21 protein-coding genes are annotated in these 18,280 nt (G+C 53.5%); 6 read left to right on the forward strand and 15 right to left on the reverse strand.

Annotated features, from left to right (window positions below):
• Positions 1-119: 119 nt before the first annotated feature.
• The 4 genes from EHN13_RS17625 to pdxB all read right to left on the reverse strand — a co-directional run bounded on the left by EHN13_RS17625 (position 120) and on the right by pdxB (position 3,833).
• Entirely contained in the window at positions 120-779 is a 660-nt protein-coding gene (locus tag EHN13_RS17625; RefSeq protein WP_003028140.1) for a DedA family protein, read from the reverse strand.
• Between the two features lie 24 nt (positions 780-803).
• Positions 804-1,616 (reverse strand): tRNA pseudouridine(38-40) synthase TruA, encoded by an 813-nt coding sequence (gene truA / locus EHN13_RS17630; RefSeq protein WP_124021813.1) that lies wholly within the window; start codon positions 1,614-1,616, stop codon positions 804-806.
• Positions 1,616-2,629: an aspartate-semialdehyde dehydrogenase gene (locus EHN13_RS17635; RefSeq protein ID WP_048211052.1), complete on the reverse strand. Its 1,014-nt coding sequence runs from the start codon at positions 2,627-2,629 to the stop codon at positions 1,616-1,618. The genes truA and EHN13_RS17635 overlap by 1 nt, the downstream gene beginning before the upstream one ends.
• A gap of 67 nt (positions 2,630-2,696) precedes the next feature.
• A complete protein-coding gene (gene pdxB, locus EHN13_RS17640) occupies positions 2,697-3,833 on the reverse strand; it encodes a 4-phosphoerythronate dehydrogenase PdxB (RefSeq protein ID WP_124021814.1) in 1,137 nt (378 codons plus the stop codon).
• 108 nt (positions 3,834-3,941) lie between these two features.
• Here pdxB and flk point away from each other — a divergent pair, with 108 nt between their 5' ends.
• The gene (gene flk, locus EHN13_RS17645; RefSeq protein ID WP_124021822.1) at positions 3,942-4,949 is read left to right on the forward strand and encodes a flagella biosynthesis regulator Flk; all 1,008 of its coding nucleotides are present in this window, start codon (positions 3,942-3,944) and stop codon (positions 4,947-4,949) included.
• Here flk and EHN13_RS17650 read toward each other — a convergent pair.
• Entirely contained in the window at positions 4,946-6,124 is a 1,179-nt protein-coding gene (locus EHN13_RS17650; protein ID WP_124021815.1) for an MFS transporter, read from the reverse strand. The two genes, flk and EHN13_RS17650, sit on opposite strands and share 4 nt — an antisense overlap.
• 179 nt (positions 6,125-6,303) lie before the next feature.
• Entirely contained in the window at positions 6,304-6,678 is a 375-nt protein-coding gene (locus tag EHN13_RS17655; RefSeq protein ID WP_048212552.1) for a hypothetical protein, read from the reverse strand.
• A gap of 171 nt (positions 6,679-6,849) precedes the next feature.
• Between EHN13_RS17655 and EHN13_RS17660 the strand changes: the two genes are divergently transcribed.
• The 3 genes from EHN13_RS17660 (at position 6,850) to EHN13_RS17670 (ending at position 8,143) form a co-directional block, all read left to right on the forward strand.
• Positions 6,850-7,110, forward strand: a complete 261-nt coding sequence (locus tag EHN13_RS17660) for a helix-turn-helix domain-containing protein (protein ID WP_124021816.1) — start codon at positions 6,850-6,852, stop codon at positions 7,108-7,110.
• A 146-nt stretch (positions 7,111-7,256) separates the two neighbouring features.
• Entirely contained in the window at positions 7,257-7,625 is a 369-nt protein-coding gene (locus tag EHN13_RS17665; protein ID WP_048218339.1) for a hypothetical protein, read from the forward strand.
• On the forward strand, positions 7,625-8,143 hold the full coding sequence (locus tag EHN13_RS17670; RefSeq protein WP_048218340.1) for a YqhG/Tai3 family protein: 519 nt from the start codon (positions 7,625-7,627) through the stop codon (positions 8,141-8,143). The genes EHN13_RS17665 and EHN13_RS17670 overlap by 1 nt, the downstream gene beginning before the upstream one ends.
• 50 nt (positions 8,144-8,193) lie before the next feature.
• On the opposite strand, the gene fabB is transcribed toward EHN13_RS17670, so the two are convergent.
• Positions 8,194-9,408: a beta-ketoacyl-ACP synthase I gene (gene fabB / locus EHN13_RS17675; protein ID WP_124021817.1), complete on the reverse strand. Its 1,215-nt coding sequence runs from the start codon at positions 9,406-9,408 to the stop codon at positions 8,194-8,196.
• Between the two features lie 159 nt (positions 9,409-9,567).
• Between fabB and mnmC the strand changes: the two genes are divergently transcribed.
• Positions 9,568-11,568 carry a bifunctional tRNA (5-methylaminomethyl-2-thiouridine)(34)-methyltransferase MnmC2/FAD-dependent 5-carboxymethylaminomethyl-2-thiouridine(34) oxidoreductase MnmC1 gene (mnmC, locus tag EHN13_RS17680; RefSeq protein WP_032949706.1) on the forward strand — a complete coding sequence of 667 codons (2,001 nt, stop codon included), beginning with the start codon at positions 9,568-9,570 and terminating at the stop codon, positions 11,566-11,568.
• 114 nt (positions 11,569-11,682) lie between these two features.
• Here the strand turns inward: mnmC and EHN13_RS17685 are convergent, their stop codons facing one another.
• The 6 genes from EHN13_RS17685 to prmB are packed head-to-tail and all read right to left on the reverse strand — an operon-like array spanning position 11,683 to position 16,232.
• Complete coding sequence (locus EHN13_RS17685) at positions 11,683-11,958, reverse strand: YfcL family protein (protein ID WP_003028163.1); 276 nt, start codon at positions 11,956-11,958, stop codon at positions 11,683-11,685.
• Between the two features lie 32 nt (positions 11,959-11,990).
• The gene (locus tag EHN13_RS17690) at positions 11,991-12,539 is read right to left on the reverse strand and encodes an elongation factor P hydroxylase (RefSeq protein WP_003834819.1); all 549 of its coding nucleotides are present in this window, start codon (positions 12,537-12,539) and stop codon (positions 11,991-11,993) included.
• Positions 12,539-13,348 (reverse strand): sulfite exporter TauE/SafE family protein, encoded by an 810-nt coding sequence (locus tag EHN13_RS17695; RefSeq protein ID WP_048211044.1) that lies wholly within the window; start codon positions 13,346-13,348, stop codon positions 12,539-12,541. Before EHN13_RS17695 ends, EHN13_RS17690 begins: the two co-directional genes overlap by 1 nt.
• Complete coding sequence (gene mepA / locus EHN13_RS17700; protein ID WP_061068236.1) at positions 13,348-14,172, reverse strand: penicillin-insensitive murein endopeptidase; 825 nt, start codon at positions 14,170-14,172, stop codon at positions 13,348-13,350. The genes EHN13_RS17695 and mepA overlap by 1 nt, the downstream gene beginning before the upstream one ends.
• Before the next feature lie 2 nt (positions 14,173-14,174).
• The gene (aroC, locus tag EHN13_RS17705) at positions 14,175-15,260 is read right to left on the reverse strand and encodes a chorismate synthase (RefSeq protein WP_124021818.1); all 1,086 of its coding nucleotides are present in this window, start codon (positions 15,258-15,260) and stop codon (positions 14,175-14,177) included.
• A 39-nt stretch (positions 15,261-15,299) separates the two neighbouring features.
• The gene (gene prmB / locus EHN13_RS17710; RefSeq protein WP_003028173.1) at positions 15,300-16,232 is read right to left on the reverse strand and encodes a 50S ribosomal protein L3 N(5)-glutamine methyltransferase; all 933 of its coding nucleotides are present in this window, start codon (positions 16,230-16,232) and stop codon (positions 15,300-15,302) included.
• Positions 16,233-16,398: 166 nt separating this feature from the next.
• Between prmB and smrB the strand changes: the two genes are divergently transcribed.
• Positions 16,399-16,950, forward strand: coding sequence for an endonuclease SmrB (smrB, locus tag EHN13_RS17715; RefSeq protein ID WP_048211042.1), 552 nt, complete (start codon positions 16,399-16,401; stop codon positions 16,948-16,950).
• A 93-nt stretch (positions 16,951-17,043) separates the two neighbouring features.
• Here the strand turns inward: smrB and sixA are convergent, their stop codons facing one another.
• Positions 17,044-17,529 carry a phosphohistidine phosphatase SixA gene (sixA, locus tag EHN13_RS17720; RefSeq protein WP_101742328.1) on the reverse strand — a complete coding sequence of 162 codons (486 nt, stop codon included), beginning with the start codon at positions 17,527-17,529 and terminating at the stop codon, positions 17,044-17,046.
• A 208-nt stretch (positions 17,530-17,737) separates the two neighbouring features.
• A partial coding sequence (locus EHN13_RS17725; protein ID WP_249039298.1) for a 3-hydroxyacyl-CoA dehydrogenase family protein occupies positions 17,738-18,280 on the reverse strand: 543 nt, incomplete at its 5' end.

The raw sequence follows: 18,280 nt of genomic DNA on the forward strand, positions 1-18,280 counted from the left end.
CTTTGTTATAAGGGGCGCATAATGCCATTTTTGCCCCTAACAGACCATGAATGTTGCACATTAAAACATAACAGCCCGAAACTTTGGATAAAAAAGTGGTCGAACCGCTGAGTTACTTTCTATTTTGCAGCCCGTGACGCAGCACGCTTATGGCGAATTACTTCAATCACCCCCGGCAATACGGAAAGGACGATAATCGCCACAATCAATAATTTCAGGTTTTCCTGGACGATCGGCAGATCGCCGAACAGGTAGCCTGCGTAGGTGAACAACAATACCCACAGCAGCGCGCCTACGACGTTATACATCGCAAAATGACGGTAGGACATGTGTCCCATACCGGCAACAAACGGCGCAAATGTCCGTACGATAGGAACGAAACGCGCAAGAATAATGGTTTTACCGCCATGACGCTCATAGAACGCATGGGTTTTATCCAAATAGCTGCGGCGGAAAATTTTGGAATTTGGGTTACTGAACAGCTTCTCGCCAAACAATCGCCCGATGGTGTAGTTCACCGCATCGCCCACAATCGCCGCCACTATCATTAACGCCACCATCAGATGAACATTAAGATCGTTCGTTGGCAGCGCAGAAAGCGCACCAGCAACAAACAGCAGCGAATCGCCTGGCAGGAACGGCGTGACCACCAGTCCCGTTTCGCAGAACAGAATCAAAAACAGAATAGCGTATACCCAGATACCGTATTCCGCGACCAGCTCCGCCAGGTGCACATCAATGTGCAGGATAAAATCGATGAGGAAGTAAATCAGATCCATAGTTATGCCTTTATACGACTCAAATTAGTCCGCCAGAAATAGCGGGCCCATAGGCTGTTTTGGCAGGTCGAACCGATCCGGGTAATCTACTGCAACCAGATACAGTCCTTCCGCTTTCGCCGTTGCCGCTGCCAGCGTTCTGTCCTTCGCCGCTAACAGTTCTGCTATCCAGCTCTCCGGCTGGTTGTGGGCACCTACTTCCATCAGGCTGCCGACAATATTCCTGACCATATGATGTACAAAGGCATTCGCTTTAATATCCACCACCACATACGCACCGAAACGTTCAACGTTAATGTGCATCACGTTACGCCACGGTGTGCGCGACTGGCACTGTACCGCCCGAAACGAGGTAAAATCATTTTCGCCAATCAGACACTGGGCTGCACGATGCATACGCTCAGCGTCCAGCGGCTCATAGTAATGGGTTACCCCTTTACCTAAAATCGCAGGACGCAACCGATGATTGTAGATGATGTAGCGATAACGGCGAGCCGTAGCGCTAAATCGGGCATGAAAATCATCAGGTACAGCTTTCACCCAGCGTACAGCGATGTCACCAGGTAAATTCGCATTTACCCCCAGTGTCCAGGCCGCATCTTTACGCTGTGCCGTCGTTTCAAAGTGAACAACCTGCCCTGTGCCATGAACGCCCGCATCCGTGCGTCCCGCACAAAAGACATTAATGCGTTCATTCGCCACCTGAGAGAGCGCTTTTTCCAGTTTTTCCTGAACGCTACGCACTTCGTTCTGGCGCTGCCAGCCATAATATTTGCTGCCATCGTACTCAATGCCCAGCGCAATTTTATGAGTTGACGGCTGTTGCAGGTCAGACATTAGTACAGGTACTCCTGCACCAGTTTTTCCGCAATTTTCACCGCCATTAACGCGCCGCCAAAGCGCACGTTGTCTGCCACAGACCAGAACTGAACTTGCTCAGGCATGCCGTAATCGTTATGCACGCAGCCAATGGAAAGGTGCGGAGTACCTGACGCGTCGCCAACCTGAGTCGGGAAATCGGTCTCTTCTGACAGAACAATATCTTCACCACGAGAAAAGGCATCACGCGCCTCTTCTGCGGCCAGCGGGCGCAGCGCTTCAAAATTCACCATCTGCGCATGACCGTAGAACACGGGTGACTGCACGATGCTGGCTGAAATTAACAGGCCGTCATCCTGCATAATCTTGCGCACTTCATCAACAATACGACGCTCTTCCCGCACGCTACCTTCGCGATCGGGCAGCAGCGGCAGCATATTGAACGCCAGCTGACGACCAAAGAAATCATCTTCGTCAATCGGGATGCCGTTAAGCAATTTCGCGCTTTGTCCGGCCAGTGCGTCTACGGCTTTTTTACCGTGAGCGGAAGCCGAGATAATGTTGGTTACCGTAATACGTGAGAGGCCACCGTCATCGATCAGCGGTTTCAGCGCGGAAAGCAGTTGGCTGGTCAGGCTGTTTGGCACCGCAATCACATTGCGGTTACGGTAATCCGCCAGCACGAACGGGTTAACGTCCGGGACGACCAGCGGAACGTCAGGCTCGAGCGCAAACAGACCACTGCTGTCAATAACCAGACAACCGGCATTGGTTGCTTCTTCAGCCCATGCCGCGGTGGCTTCAGTGCCCGCAACAAAAAATGCCAGCTGTGCCTGCGTCCAGTCAAAGTCTGCAACGTCCTGCACTATGACCGATTTACCGTTAAAACGCAGATGCTCACCGGCACTTTCATTGCGTGCCAGCGCATAAATTTCACCGACCGGGAACTGGCGTTCAGCCAGCGTATCGAGCAGGGCTTCGCCTACGGCGCCCGTTGCGCCCAGAATGGCAATATTCCAGCCTTCAGACATGGTGATTTACTCCAGAAATACGTAAGCGTCCCTGTCGCATTATTCGACAGGGAGCATTAAGAAGACATTAATGTGCCGGGTGATGAACGGCGTTAAAACCCAGCTTACACAGCAGGGCTGCAGCGGCTGCGTCGTCACACATCACGTATAAAGACGACCATTCACGGCGCTCAAGATAATTCTTGCGCAGTTTATCAAATTCACCCGGAATTCCAGCGACTTTGCGCAGTGGCGCATCGTCGCGGCGCACATCATACACTAAATGAACCAACCTTTTCAGCGTTGGCTGATCTAACGGGCCATGCAGGGTGATACGACCAAATTCCGGTGCGGGTAACAGGGTACTGAGCGCAACGTGCTGCTCGTGACCAATAAACTTACTATAGGCCTCAAAGACCTGCGTTGTCCCACGCGCTTTTCCTTCGAGGGTATAGCCAGCAATGTGCGCCGTGCCGATATCGGCTTTCTCCAGCAACGCCACATTGAGATCCGGCTCCCCTTCCCAGACATCCAGCACGACGCTCAGCGGCTGCCCGGCGTTGAGTCGGTTCAGTAAGGCGGAATTATCCACGACCGGTCCGCGGCAGGCATTAATCAGAATGGTGCCCGGTTTCAGACGGCTAATCAGCGCCTCATCCGCCAGATGCAGCGTTTTGTAGGGGCCATCTTTGAACAGCGGCGTATGGAAAGTCAGCACATCAGCTTGCACTACCAGTTCGTCCAGCGAGCGGAAATCGCCCTCGTCGCCCCGATCGGCACGCGGTGGATCACACAGCAAGGTGCGGATACCCAGCGCTTCCAGGCGCGCCTGCAAACGCCCGCCCACGTTGCCCACACCCACAATGCCTACGGTGCGATCGCGTAACGCAAACCCGTCACGCTCCGCCAGCATCAGCAACGCTGAAAAAACATATTCTACGACCGCTATCGCGTTACAACCGGGCGCGGCGGAAAAACCGATCCCCGCCTGTGCAAGCCAGGCGTCATCCACATGGTCTGTGCCAGCGGTTGCCGTACCGACAAATTTAACCGGTTTTCCGCCAAGCAGTGATTCATTTACTTTCGTCACCGAGCGCACCATTAAAGCGTCCGCATCATCCAGTTCAGCAACGGGAATCGGACGACCGGGAACCGCTTTGACCTCCCCCAAACGACTGAACAGTTCGCGGGCATAGGGCATATTTTCATCAACGAGGATTTTCACGTCTTTCGCACCTGTTTGAGAACGAGAGTTAACCGGGCAAGTGTGCCATAATCTCGCCGCCAGGCATACTGCGAGACCTGGTCAGCACAGATTTAAGGAACAGAGATGATGCAGCCCATTTCAGGTACGCCCGCACGCCCTCCCGGCGAAGGCCAAAATGCCCCTTCCGCTGCGGGTGAACAACCGTTATCCACGCAACAACGTACCATACTGGAACGACTGATTACCCGTTTGATTTCGCTTACCCAACAGCAAAGCGCTGAGGTGTGGGCCGGAATGAAGCACGATTTGGGCGTTAAAAACGATACACCGCTGCAGTCACGTCACTTCCCCGCAGCAGAACAAAACCTGAATCAGCGTCTGGGGATTGCTCAGCAGAATCATGCTAACCGTCAGGTTCTGTCGCAGCTCACTGAATTACTGAGTCAGGGAAATAATCGCCAGGCGGTGAGTGATTTCATCCGTCAACAGTACGGGCAGACAGCGCTCAGCCAGCTCACGCCAGAGCAGTTGAAGAACGTGCTCGCGCTGTTGCAGCAGGGGCAGCTTTCAATTCCGCAGCCACAACAGCGGCCGGCAACCGATCGCCCTTTATTACCCGCCGAGCACAATACGCTGAATCAGTTGGTCACTAAGCTGGCGGCCGCCACGGGAGAGTCGGGGAAAATGATCTGGCAGTCGATGCTGGAGCTGTCTGGCGTAAAAAGCGGCGAGCTGATCCCTGCCAAACAGTTTACGCACCTGGTCACCTGGCTGCAGGCGCGCCAAACGCTCAGCCTGCAAAGCGCCCCGACGCTACAAACGCTCCAGGCTGCGCTGAAGCTGCCATTAGAGCCGAATGAGCTGACAGCAATAAAAGAGTACGCGCAGCAGACGTATCAGATCCAACCACAATCGATTCTGACCACGGTGCAGGTGCAGGACTTGCTCAATCAAATCTTCCTGCGCCGCGTGGAACGTGACCGGGAGCAGGAATTAAACGATCCGCGTCATCTTCAACCCATTTTCAGCCCGTTCGCACCAGTGATTGAAACGGTTAAATCTCTGTCGGCACGACCGGGACTGTTGTTTGTTGCATTGATGATTGCGTTAGCCATTTTCTGGCTGGTCGCTTAACCTTTACGCAGCGTAAGCAACGTTACAATAATCCCCACCACAGCGGATATCGCCCCGGCAAGGAACACTGAGGAATAACCGTACGCAGTGGCCAGCACCCCGGCGACCGGACCGCTTATGCCGTAGGAGATATCCTGAAATGCGGCGTAACCGCCCAGCGCCGTACCACGAACCTGGGCAGGCATTCGCTTCACGACCTCGACGCCCAAGGCCGGGAAGATAAGCGAACACCCGGCCCCGGTTAATGCCGCTCCAAGCAGTGCAACCCAGGCTGTTGGGGCTTGCCACAGCAGAATCAGACCCGCGGTTTCAACCAGCAACGAAACAACGGCAACCTTCACGCCGCCAAACCGGTCCGGCATCCAGCCAAACAGAATACGCATCAGCACAAACGCCCCGCCAAATGCGGTCAGGGTGAAACCCGCCATCGTCCAGCCGTTGCTGACAAAATAGAGCGAAATAAAGGTACCGATTACCGCAAAACCCACGCCCTGCAGCGCCAGGCCCAGACCCGGTTTCCAGATAAGCCCTACCACACTCCATAACGAAGGACGCTCTCCTGCATGTGCAGGCACTTTGCGCACGGTGCCATTGAATGCCCATGCCAGCAGCGGTAATACCATCGTGGTTCCTGCCAGCGCCGCAAAGCCAAAGTGGCTGTGGATCAAAAGCCCCAGCGGCGCCCCCGCGGCCAGCGCGCCGTAAATCGCCATCCCGTTCCACGACATCACCTTGCCAGAACGCGTTGGCCCAACCAGCCCCAGCCCCCAGGTCAGCGTTCCGGTGAGCAACTGACTTTCGCCAAAACCAAGGATCAAGCGCCCGACAATCAACAACGCAAACTTCACCGGAACGGAAACGGGCAATAGCGCGGCTAACAGCCACGCCGCGCCCGCCAGCGCACAGGCAAACATCCCCTGTAGCGCCGAACGTTTAGCACCATATTGATCGGCTAAGCGCCCGGCGTAGCCGCGCGTTAATACCGTTGCCAGAAACTGTACGCCGACGGCGATACCGACCATGGTGTTGCCATAGCCCAGCTCCTGGTGCACAAACAGAGGAATGACGGGCAAAGGTAAACCGACCGTCATATAGGTCAGGAAAACCGCAAAAGCGATACGAAACAGCGAAAAATTCGCCGAAGGTGTTTTTTCTTGTTGGGTTACAGCTGTCATGCGTTACTCCAAAATGCAGAGTAAGGCGAGGAATGTCCACGCCCCCTCTACCTGACTATCAGGATTAAGGTGCGTTGGATAACGTTAAACGCTTACGCATTATCAAGAGGATAATGTTGAAGCTGGAGTCTGCCTGCGAGTGGCCCTGGCTGTCAACTGTGAAAGCATAGCAGTGCGTTTCAAAGCGATGACTTCTCTACGAACAAAAAGGGAAATACCGCTTCAACGCCTTTCGTTCTGAACCGCCCGGTTACCTGTTCACGCTGCTGCGGCGTCAGGAGCAGGAACATCATATCCCAAATCTCTTTGGGTCCTGCTTCCTGCACGATGTTGCAATCTGGTGCTTCTGTTTTCTCATTTTCATTCAGATACGAGCGTACATACAGTGGGAACACAGAAATATGAAATTCCTCGGCCTTAGATTTCGCTCGCTTGCGCTTAACGCCCTCTTTCCCTTCACTGTAGGTATTTAAGCGCAGGCGTACAGCGGGTGCGCTTCCAGGAAACCCCGGTAATTCAAGACACTCCTTGACCGTGAACCACTCTTTTACCATCAGTTTCTTTCCTTTCTGCTGATGAAATAAAAATATTTTTTCTTTTTCGCGAAATTTCAAATTAATTCTGGCAATATTCCTACGACAAAAAGAAAGTAACGTTCTTTTGTCTTTCTAATTTACAACCTGAAAAATATCGGTGCCGATAACACATCTTCTTAGGATTACAGAATGGAACACAAAAGCCAAGACTGGCATCGTGCAGATATTAAAAGTGCACTGGAAAAAAGAGGTATTACGCTCAGAGAGCTTTCGCGTTCAGCGGGGTTATCTCCCGACTCTTTACGCAATGTATTTACCCGCAGTTGGCCTCGGGCGGAGCTGATCATCGCGCAGGCGCTTGAAACTACGCCGGACGTAATTTGGCCATCACGCTATCTCTCTAAATCAGAGAAACAAACCCCAAAAAAAATAACCATCAATTATAAATAAATTAATAAAAATTCATTCAACCAATTATTTTATATTAAAGGCTAATGTATTAAAGATATTAATAGCATTATCGGTCATTTTTATCAGTTTGAATCCTGTTAAAGAAATACACGTTGTTATTACATAATCAATTAACAGGAACATCGATGAGCTGGAATAAAACAACAGCAGTTAATCACGCTAAATCACACGCGGGGTCACATTCTCAAGGACGCTGTGCGGAATATACCCGCAAAGCCATTCAGGCAGGAGGCATCACTCTTGGGCATACTTATCATGCCAAAGATTATGGCCCCATGCTAAGAAGTGCCGGTTTCAGCCCCATCGGCACATTTGAACAGCCCCGGGCAGGAGATGTCATCATCATTCAGCCTTATGAGGGAGGAAACCCAAGCGGGCATATGGCGATATTTGACGGTCAGGCGTGGTACTCCGATTTTAGACAACGTGATATGTGGGCCGGACCTGGCTATCGGGCGGCAAAACCGTCATTTACTATTTACAGGAAACCATAATGAAATCGCTCTCGCTGGTTGCTCTGGTTTTGTTACTTTGCGGCTGCTCTGCGGCGCGCCACGACAGCTCCCGGGATGTAAAACTATTCTATCTCGCATGGATGTCCGCTTACACACAAGAGCGGGATACATCCGCACTCATGCAACGCTATGTGGCGAAAGACGTTATCAATCGTCTGGCTCTGATTGACAGCCTTTACGAGCAGGAAATACTGAATTCGGACTACTTTATGTACGTTCAGGATTACGATCCGGAGTGGATCCCGCTGTTACGGGTTAAACCCGCTCAGCCGTTTCTCGGTGGCGAAACGGTGGAAGTACAATTAGGCGGGCCGAGGGGAGAAGCCCCCATACAGCTGGAGGTGTATACGCGTTGGGAAGAAGGACGCTGGAAAATTTACCGCGTACGGGATCTGGACAATCAATTTGAACACCCTATCTACAGCGCCGGTGATATTGCACGCGCTAAAACCTGGTCCGCACAAATCGCGCCGGAATACGAAAAGATGAACAGATAAAAAAAGGGAGCCATCAGGCTCCCCTCTTGCATAATCTTTCAGTCTTACGCTTACAGCTTACGCATAACCAGCGTAGCGTTGGTGCCGCCAAAACCGAAGCTGTTAGACATAACAGTCGTCAGCGCCTGCTCGGTCGGTTTGGTCACGATGTTCAGACCTGCCGCCTGCTCGTCCAGTTCTTCAATGTTGATGCTTGGCGCGATAAAGCCGTGTTCCAGCATCAGCAGAGAGTAGATAGCTTCCTGAACGCCAGCCGCGCCCAGTGAGTGACCGGTCATGGCTTTGGTTGCGGAGATTGCCGGGCTGTTGTCGCCAAACACTTCACGAATCGCACCCAGCTCTTTCACGTCGCCTACCGGAGTAGAAGTACCGTGGGAGTTCAGGTAGTCGATCGGCGTGTCTACGCCGTGCATCGCCATCTGCATGCAACGTACTGCGCCTTCGCCAGACGGAGCAACCATGTCTGCGCCATCGGACGTTGCGCCGTAACCGACGATTTCCGCATAGATGTGCGCGCCACGTGCCAGAGCGTGTTCCAGCTCTTCGACCACGACCATACCACCGCCGCCAGCAATAACGAAACCGTCACGGTGTGCGTCATAGGTACGGGAAGCTTTGGATGGATCGTCGTTATATTTGGTAGACAGCGCGCCCATGGCGTCGAATTCACACGCCATTTCCCAGCACAGCTCTTCGCCGCCGCCAGCGAAAACGATGTCTTGTTTGCCCAGCTGAATTTGTTCTACTGCGTTGCCGATACAGTGCGCAGATGTCGCACAGGCAGAGCTGATAGAGTAGTTTACGCCGTGGATTTTGAACGGCGTTGCGAGGCAGGCAGAAACGCCGGACGCCATCGCTTTGGTGACCACATACGGGCCAACCGCTTTCAGGCCACGCGGGCTACGCATTGCGTCAGCACCGAACACCTGAAAACGCGGGGAGCCGCCGCCGGAACCTGCAATCAGGCCAACGCGCGGGTTATTCTGGTAATCTTCTGCTGCAAGGCCGGCATCAGCCACAGCCTGTTCCATAGAAAGGAATGCATAGATGGATGCGTCGCTCATGAAGCGCACTACTTTGCGGTCAATGAGGCCAGTGGTATCCAGTTTTACGTTGCCCCATACGTGGCTACGCATGCCGGAGTTCTTCAGCTCCTGAGAGAAAGTGATCCCTGAACGTCCTTCACGCAGAGATGCCAGGACTTCCTGCTGGTTATTACCGATGCTGGAAACGATGCCCAAGCCAGTAATCACTGCACGTTTCATTCAATACCTCTGTAAGTCGCACTATTTTAAAGTTTCGAGTGGCACAATAGCGTACACTTGTACGCCGAACAAGTCCGATCAGCCATTTAATGTGGAAATTTGCGCAGCCAGGCACTCATCGCTAAGATCGGGGCACAGCCTGCCAGACGAGTAACTTACGTGAAACAATACGCTATACAACCTGCCAACCTTGAATTCAACGCTGAGGGTACACCTGTTTCCCGAGATTTTGACGATGTCTATTTTTCTAATGATAACGGGCTGGAAGAGACACGTTACGTCTTTCTCGGCGGGAATCATCTCGCCCAGCGATTCCCTGCACATTCACGTCCCCTCTTCGTGGTGGCAGAAAGCGGGTTTGGCACCGGACTTAACTTCCTGACACTCTGGCAGGCATTTGCCGAATTCCGCGATACCCACCCTGACGCTACCCTGGAAAGATTACATTTCATCAGTTTTGAAAAATTTCCGCTGACGCGTGAAGATCTGACCTTAGCCCATCAGCACTGGCCAGAACTTGCCCCGTGGGCCACGGCGCTACAAGAGCAATGGCCGCTGCCGTTAGCGGGATGCCATCGCCTGCTCCTTGATGAAGGACGCGTCACGCTGGATCTGTGGTTTGGTGATATTAATGAACTGACCAGCAAGCTGGATGACTCCCTGAATCAAAAAGTGGATGCCTGGTTTCTGGACGGTTTCGCGCCGGCAAAAAATCCGGATATGTGGACGCCAACGCTGTTTAACGCAATGGCCCGTCTGGCTCGCCCCGGCGGCACGCTGGCGACCTTCACCTCAGCAGGCTTTGTGCGTCGGGGATTGCAGGAAGCCGGATTTACGATGCAAAAATGCAAAGGCTTTGGTCGCAAACGAGAAATGCTTTGTGGCGTAATGGATAAGACGCTGGCGCTCCCCTCCTCGGCACCCTGGTTTGCACGTACCGGAACAGATAAACGCGAAGCCGCCATTATTGGCGGGGGGATTGCCAGCGCATTGCTGTCGTTGGCGTTACTACGCCGCGGCTGGCAGGTCACGCTCTATTGCGCCGACGACAACCCAGCCGGGGGTGCATCCGGCAATCGCCAGGGCGCTCTTTATCCGCTACTGAGCAAGCATGACGCGGCCATTAATCTCTTTTTCCCCACCGCGTTTACTTTCGCCCGCCGGCTGTATGACGCCCTCCCCGTTGAGTTCGCGCATGACTGGTGCGGCGTGACGCAACTGGCGTGGGATGAGAAAAGCCAGCAAAAAATCGACCAAATGTTGTCCCTTGAATTGCCCGATGCGCTCGCCGTCGGGGTTGACGCAGAGCAGGTTTTACAAACGACAGGCGTAAAAACCGGATGCGGCGGGATTCAGTACCCCGCCGGAGGATGGCTATGTCCGGCACAGTTAACCGCCGCCGTATTCGACTATGCCGCAACGCTGGGATTACGCACCCGGTATCAACATACGCTGGCCTCACTGTCTCGACAGACAGAAAACTGGAAATTGGCGTTTGCCAGTGGAGCAACCGCCACTCACGCTGCGGTAGTTCTGGCTAACGGGCATCGCATTAACAGCGTTGAACAAACGCAGTCGCTACCGGTGTACTCCGTAGGCGGTCAGGTGAGTCACATTCCTGCTACGCCTTCGCTTTCAGCGCTGCGTCAGGTGCTGTGCTATGACGGCTACCTCACGCCGCACAACCCGCAAAACCAGCAGCACTGCATTGGCGCCAGCTATCATCGCGGAAGTGAAGAAACGGTGTATCGCGCTGACGATCAGCAGCAAAACCGTCAGCGCTTAATAGATTGTTTCCCGAATGCCGCGTGGGCAAAAGAAGTAGACGTTAGTGGCAATGCCGCCCGTTGTGGCGTGCGCTGCGCCACGCGCGATCACATGCCAATGGTCGGCAACGTCGCGGATTATGACGCCACGCTCAGCCAGTATGCCACTCTTGCCGAAGACAGAGAGCACGCCGTAAACGCCCCGGTTTATTCCGATTTATTTATGTTGGGTGCGCTGGGCTCGCGCGGGCTGTGTACTGCCCCGCTATGTGCAGAAATTCTGGCATCGCAAATGAGCGATGAACCTATCCCTATGGATGCCAGCACGCTGGCTGCGCTGAATCCGAATCGTCTGTGGGTAAGGAAGTTATTGAAGGGTAAAGCGGTGAAATAAGATACCATCTCATCATTGCCTGATGGCGCTACGCTTATCAGGCCAACAATCCCCGTCCACGTAGGCCGGATAAGACGCCTTCGCGTCGCCATCCGGCACAATCCACTGCAATTATTATTGCGTTGCCTTTTGAAATAAAGTGTCCCACATCTCTTTCACTAACGCCTGGTCACGCGGCGAGAGTTCGCCAGCGCTGATGGCTTTTTCCAGGCTGCTGGTCACATTGGCGTACAATGCCTCAGCGGAATGGTCCTCGCCAGCATCCAGCTCAGCCACAGCCAGCGTCAGGTGCCCACGCAAATAACCACTGGCAAACAACTCATCATCGCTGGCGTGCTCTACCATATCGTCGATTAATGCCAGAATGCGTGATTCAAACTCCGCGATCATCTTCTTTCCTCATTGTAAACGTGGCAGCGGCTTCAGTTGAGCGCTTCGGGCCACGGGAATTGTTCCGCCGTAAGTTCAGGCGTGTGATAATAATTCTGTAACGCGTTAATAAAACGCGCTGGACGTTCAGGGATCCCCTTTTCCAGGTACTCCATTACCTGAGCATGAACACGGCGCTGGAATACCACGCGGTCCGGTTCAAAGTCCCCTTCGAGGTTGTCGCAACTGACGTTAAACGGGTACCCCGCCGCCATGCAAAACAACCAGTCAAACGCCTGCGGCTTCACTTCCACATCTTCAAACTGGCATTGTGTCTTCGCGTCGCGTCCGTCCGGGCAGTACCAGTAACCAAAATCGACCAGCTCACGACGGGCTTTACCGGCGATGCACCAGTGTGAAATTTCGTGTAACGCACTGGCGTAATAACCATGCGCAAAAACGATACGGTGATACGGTAATTCCGCATCCGCAGGAAGATAGATCGGTTCGTCGTCGCCTTTAATCAGACGGGTATTAAATTCATCGGCAAAGCAGCCGTTAAAAATCTCAATTAACTGTTCGTAGTGATGCGTATTATTCATTAGTTCATCCCCAGCCAGTGGAGAATCTCCTGTCCATGATTATCATAAAGTAGCTTGGCGCTCATCACGGCGGAGACGATGACAATCATTGGCCGAATGAGTTTTTGTCCTTTGCTGAGCACCAGTCGAGAGCCCATCCGTGCGCCAATAAACTGGCCAATAAGCATCACAAATCCGGTCGCCCAAATCACTTTACCGCCGAGGGCAAACAACAGCAGCCCACCGATATTCGAGGTGGCATTTAATACTTTGGCGTGGGCCGTCGATTTCGCCAGGTTGTAGCCGCACAGCATGACAAAGGCCAGCGCGTAGAACGACCCCGCCGCCGGGCCAAAAAAGCCATCGTAAAAACCGACGCAGCCTCCGGCCACCAGCGCGAAAGGCAGCCCGTGCAATCGACGCTGCCGGTCCTCTTCCCCTACTTTCGGCATTAACAGAAAGTAAAGGCCAATACAGATAACCAGAACCGGCAGGATCTGGCGCAAAATGTCTGACTGCACATGCTGAACCAGCAGCGCGCCGCTCATTGAGCCGATAAAGGTCATGAAGATATTGAGCTTCTGATCCGCCAGATTAACCACGCCACGACGAATAAAATAGAGGGAGGAAGAGATAGATCCCCCGCAGGCCTGCAATTTATTGGTGGCCAGAGCTTGCGCAGGTGGCATCCCGGCCGCCATCAATGCCGGGATGGTGAGTAAACCACCGCCTCCGGCCAAAGAATCAATAAAACCTGCCAGCATCGCCACAAAAAAAAGCACACCTAACAGCAGTGGCGTCACCATAAACAGAGAGGCAAAATGATCCATTAGAGTACATGCTCGTCCAGTAGCGCCTGGCAGGAAGGCGGCAACGGCGGCGGTGTCTTCTTCTCAGGCTTGGTGGTTCCAGGTTTCGGAGGTTCGAACCAGCTTTGCAGCTCCGCGCCGCAGCCGTCACCCGGTGGCGGTAACGGTTGATCTTCGCACTCAAGGCTGTCGGCAGGGCAACGTAACCGGACGTGCATATGCGCACGGTGCTGGAACCATGGCCGCACTTTACGCAACCAGTCCCTGTCGGTCCCTGCATCCAGACAAAGTTGTTGCTTAATCGCCGGATTCACGAAAATACGCGTTACTTCATTATCTTTTGCAGCCAGCCTTACCAGGCTGAAAATCTCCGGCTTCCACAGGGACGGTACAACACGTTTACCATCCTGCGAGACCAGATCTAACGCCTGTGGCCGCAGCAGTTGTGACTGGGTCCAGCGCGTTTTCGGCAGTTGCAGGAAAATATCCACATCCAGCCCGGTCTGGTGACTGGCATGACCGCCATTAAATCGCCCACCGGCCGGCATGCCCATATCACCGATTAACACCGTGCCCAGCCCCTGACTATTAGCCTGATTACTCAGACGCTGGATAAACCTCACCAGATCCGGATGGCCAAAGTAACGACGCTGATCGGTGCGCATTACCTGATAGTGTTCTGACTGTACAGGCAGCGTCTCTGCGCCAACTATACAGCCATTGGAAAACGCGCCGATAGACTGCGCGCTGCCTGCAACCGGATGGGTAATTTTCTGCCAGGGCGTCGCCGCCAGACAGGCGGTACTGGCAAACAGAGCCAGCGCCGCAAGTGCCGTTTTTTTCATTTTTACCAGCGTGGAATATCGGTCTTCACATCCGCATTTTGCGCCCGCTGACGCAGCAAGTGATCCATCAACACGATCGCCAGCATTGCTTCAGCGATCGGCACTGCGCGGATCCCAACGCACGGATCGTGACGACCTTTAGTGATCATGTCGACTTCTTCACCAAAGCGATTAATGGTACGCCCTGGTACGGTAATACTGGACGTCGGTTTCAGCGCCATATGGGCAATAATTTGTTGCCCGCTGCTGATCCCGCCCAAAATGCCGCCCGCATGGTTGCTCTGAAAACCGTCTTTGGTGATTTCATCGCGGTTCTGACTGCCGCGCAGCGCTACAACGTCAAATCCGTCGCCAATCTCAACGCCCTTAACGGCATTTATGCTCATCAGCGCATGGGCGATGTCGGCATCCAGACGGTCGAATACAGGTTCGCCGAGACCCGCAGGTACGCCGCTTGCAACAACGGTTACTTTCGCCCCGATGGAGTCGCCCTCTTTCTTCAGCCCGCGCATCAGTTCATCCAGCGCTTCAATTTTATCCGGGTCCGGGCAAAAGAAGGGATTCAATTCGACCTGAGACCAGTCCTTGATCTCCAGCGGAATATCACCCATCTGCGTCAGGCAACCGCGAATTCCGACGCCGAATTTTTCCGCCAGATATTTTTTGGCAATCGCGCCAGCCGCAACGCGCATCGCCGTTTCACGTGCGGATGAACGTCCGCCGCCACGGTAATCGCGCAGGCCATATTTCTGCTCATAGGTATAGTCGGCGTGTCCTGGACGGAAAACATCCTTGATCGCGCCATAATCCTGTGAACGCTGATCGGTATTTTCGATCAGCAGGCCAATGCTGGTGCCAGTGGTAACGCCCTCGAACACCCCGGAGAGGATTTTCACCTGATCCGGCTCACGACGCTGCGTAGTGTAGCGCGATGTGCCCGGACGCCGTCTGTCGAGATCGTGCTGCAGGTCAGCTTCTGTCAGAGAAATGCCCGGCGGAACACCATCGACAATACAACCGAGCGCCAGCCCGTGTGATTCGCCGAAAGTGGTTACGCGAAAGAGTTGCCCAATTGTATTTCCTGCCATCACGGCTCCGTTATGAGTGTTGTGTATGTGCGCGTGTAATTAGTCTTTATAAATGCTGAAGTGCTCACGAGCAGCAACTAACTGCTCTTTGGTCAGCATGAATACGCCGTCACCGCCGTTGTCGAACTCCAGCCAGGTGAACGGTACATCCGGATATTGCTCTATCAGATGTACCATGCTGTTTCCGACTTCACAAATCAGAATACCGTTATCTGACAGGTAGTCCGGGGCGTTACCCAGAATGCGGCGGGTAAGTTTCAGCCCATCGCTACCGGAGGCCAGGCCCAGCTCAGGCTCATGGCGGTATTCGTTTGGCAGATCGGACATATCTTCTGCATCGACATACGGCGGATTGGTCACAATCAGGTCATACTGAACCTTCAGCAGATCGCGGAACAGATCGGAGCGGATCGGCGTAACATGATGGATCAGGCCGTGCTCTTCAATGTTGTGCTCGGTCACCGCCAGCGCATCAGTGGAAATGTCCACCGCATCGACTTCGGCTTCCGGGAAGGCATACGCGCAGGCAATGGCAATACAGCCGCTGCCGGTACACATATCGAGGATATGCTGCGGCTGCTCATTAATCAGGCCCGCAAAGCGGTTATTGATAAGCTCGCCGATCGGTGAACGTGGAACCAGCACGCGTTCATCGACATAAAATTCATGCCCGCAGAACCAGGCTTTGTTAGTCAGATAAGCCACCGGAATGCGCTCGTTGACGCGGCGAATCACGCGTTCAACAATACGATGGCGTTCGCTGGAAGTCAGACGCGCAGTGCGCATATCTTCTGGGATATCCAGCGGCAAATAAAGCGACGGCAGCACCAGCTGTACGGCCTCGTCCCATGGGTTATCCGTGCCATGGCCATACCAGATATTCGCCGCGCTAAAACGGCTGACCGCCCAACGCAACATGTCCTGAATGGTATGCAGTTCACTCACGGCTTCATCGACGAAAATTTTATCCACGTATTTCTCCAGGGCATGCTCGTATTAATTTCGGCGGCTAGTTTGCCACGAAGACGGCGATAAATCAGCATTCACGCGGAGCCTGAGCGCGAAAATTGCGTTTTAAGCGATCGGATACCCGCCGAGTCGGGTTAAACTAACGGAAATTAAAAGATGAGATGCTCGAATGAAAAAGAAAACATCGCTCAGCGAGGAGGATCAGACGCTGTTTCGCCAGCTGATGACCGGCACGCGTAAAATTAAACAGGACACCATTGTTCACCGACCGCCACGTAAAAAAATCACCGAGGTTCCGGTTAAAAAGCTGCTGCAGGAACAGGCGGATGCCAGCCACTATTTCTCGGACGAATTTCAGCCGCTACTGAATACGGACGGCCCGGTAAGATACCTGCGTGCCGACGTCAGCCATTTCGAACTGAAGAAAATGCGCCGTGGCGATTACTCCCCGGAGCTGTTTCTCGATCTGCACGGGCTGACCCAGCAGCAGGCCAAACAGGAGTTAGGCGCGCTGATCGCCGCCTGCCGTCGTGAGCATGTGTTTTGCGCCTGCGTGATGCATGGCCACGGGAAGCATATTCTTAAGCAGCAAACGCCGCTCTGGCTGGCACAACATCCGCATGTGATGGCCTTTCATCAGGCGCCGAAAGAGTACGGTGGTGACGCCGCGCTGCTGGTGCTGATTGAAGTGGAAGAGTGGCTGCCGCCCGAACTTCCCTGATGCAGAAAACAGAAAGAGCCGCATTTGCGGCTCTTTGATTTTCCGGATAGCGGCTGTGCCTTATCCGGACGATGAAACGTGGCACGGGTTCGATTAAATCGCCTTTGCCATTTTCAAATTACACGGGCTTATCTGCCAGTTGAAAATGCCCTTTCCGCTCTCATCAAGCGTTACGCTGGCAATCGCAGATGTGGTAAACATCGGCGGCGTTTCACCCGGGCAAAGCTCAGACACCAGATATCCCACTAACGGTAAGTGAGAAATTACCAGTGCCGTGGCGATACCTTCATTGGCCAGAGCCTGTAAATAGGCGCTGACCAGACCGACATCGCCGCAGGGAGTCAGCTCCGGCAAAACATCCACACCGGCTGGCAGGTTCATACACTCTCCCACCACATCCAGCGTCTGTTCGGCTCGTAGGAACGGGCTCACCAGAACACGTTCGATATCCACTTTTTGACCTTTAAGCCAGTTCGCCATCAGGCGAGATTCGTCACAACCACAAGAGGTTAAAGGACGAACCGAATCACTGGCGGCATCGAGGGCCGCGTCGCCGTGACGCATGATAAAAACTTGCATATTGCACCGCTTTTGTTAACCAGGATCACCAACACCTTTATTCACCGCCCCTATTGACCGTGGTAACGATGTGGTGGCCGGCATTGTGCCTTATCCATTCACCGAATGAAACGCTGTTTTTTACCTCAACGGCGTAAGTATAGTCAATCTCTGTTTACATTTTGAGCGCGACCCATACATTCGGTGCGGATTCATCCTACCTTTGACCTCATGAATTCAGGTCAGTTTCCCCGATATTCCAGAATCTTTCACCACGTTCCGCCATCTGCAATAACTGTTCACACGGCGTAAACCGTGAACCATATTGCGTGGACAGTCGTTGCAGAACCGCAACCACTTCACCCGTACCGAGAGAATCCATATACCGGAACGGGCCGCCGAGGAATGGCGGAAAACCAATACCAAATACAGCGCCGATATCGCCATCACGTGCGCTACGGACGACCTGCTCACCAAAACAGCGTGCTGCTTCGTTAAGCATTAACATGACACACCGCTCTGCAATTTGCGGGGCTGTGAGTTGGCCCTGACCCTGGACGCCAATAAGCGTATAAATTGCAGGGTCGACCTGTTTTTTGCTTTTACGCCCTTTCGCGCCATAAAGATAGAAACCCCGACCATTTTTTCTACCTTTGCGATCATCATTCAAAATTGAAGCAACAACATTTGCAGGTGCGCTAAAACGTTCTCCATAGGCGGCCTCAAGCACTGGTATAATTTTAGTGCCCGTATCAATTCCGACCTCATCCAA

Origin of the sequence: Citrobacter youngae, from assembly GCF_003818115.1 — a bacterium.
Taxonomy (GTDB): domain Bacteria; phylum Pseudomonadota; class Gammaproteobacteria; order Enterobacterales; family Enterobacteriaceae; genus Citrobacter; species Citrobacter youngae.

Bases quoted from the DNA above. Each gene is read 5' to 3' on its own strand.
- EHN13_RS17625 (WP_003028140.1), bottom strand. From the start codon at position 779: ATGGATCTGATTTACTTCCTCATCGATTTTATCCTGCACATTGATGTG.
- truA (WP_124021813.1), bottom strand. From the start codon at position 1,616: ATGTCTGACCTGCAACAGCCGTCAACTCATAAAATTGCGCTGGGCATT.
- EHN13_RS17635 (WP_048211052.1), bottom strand. From the start codon at position 2,629: ATGTCTGAAGGCTGGAATATTGCCATTCTGGGCGCAACGGGCGCCGTA.
- flk (WP_124021822.1), top strand. From the start codon at position 3,942: ATGCAGCCCATTTCAGGTACGCCCGCACGCCCTCCCGGCGAAGGCCAA.
- EHN13_RS17650 (WP_124021815.1), bottom strand. From the start codon at position 6,124: ATGACAGCTGTAACCCAACAAGAAAAAACACCTTCGGCGAATTTTTCG.
- EHN13_RS17655 (WP_048212552.1), bottom strand. From the start codon at position 6,678: ATGGTAAAAGAGTGGTTCACGGTCAAGGAGTGTCTTGAATTACCGGGG.
- EHN13_RS17660 (WP_124021816.1), top strand. From the start codon at position 6,850: ATGGAACACAAAAGCCAAGACTGGCATCGTGCAGATATTAAAAGTGCA.
- EHN13_RS17665 (WP_048218339.1), top strand. From the start codon at position 7,257: ATGAGCTGGAATAAAACAACAGCAGTTAATCACGCTAAATCACACGCG.
- EHN13_RS17670 (WP_048218340.1), top strand. From the start codon at position 7,625: ATGAAATCGCTCTCGCTGGTTGCTCTGGTTTTGTTACTTTGCGGCTGC.
- fabB (WP_124021817.1), bottom strand. From the start codon at position 9,408: ATGAAACGTGCAGTGATTACTGGCTTGGGCATCGTTTCCAGCATCGGT.
- EHN13_RS17685 (WP_003028163.1), bottom strand. From the start codon at position 11,958: ATGATCGCGGAGTTTGAATCACGCATTCTGGCATTAATCGACGATATG.
- EHN13_RS17690 (WP_003834819.1), bottom strand. From the start codon at position 12,539: ATGAATAATACGCATCACTACGAACAGTTAATTGAGATTTTTAACGGC.
- EHN13_RS17695 (WP_048211044.1), bottom strand. From the start codon at position 13,348: ATGGATCATTTTGCCTCTCTGTTTATGGTGACGCCACTGCTGTTAGGT.
- mepA (WP_061068236.1), bottom strand. From the start codon at position 14,172: ATGAAAAAAACGGCACTTGCGGCGCTGGCTCTGTTTGCCAGTACCGCC.
- aroC (WP_124021818.1), bottom strand. From the start codon at position 15,260: ATGGCAGGAAATACAATTGGGCAACTCTTTCGCGTAACCACTTTCGGC.
- smrB (WP_048211042.1), top strand. From the start codon at position 16,399: ATGAAAAAGAAAACATCGCTCAGCGAGGAGGATCAGACGCTGTTTCGC.
- sixA (WP_101742328.1), bottom strand. From the start codon at position 17,529: ATGCAAGTTTTTATCATGCGTCACGGCGACGCGGCCCTCGATGCCGCC.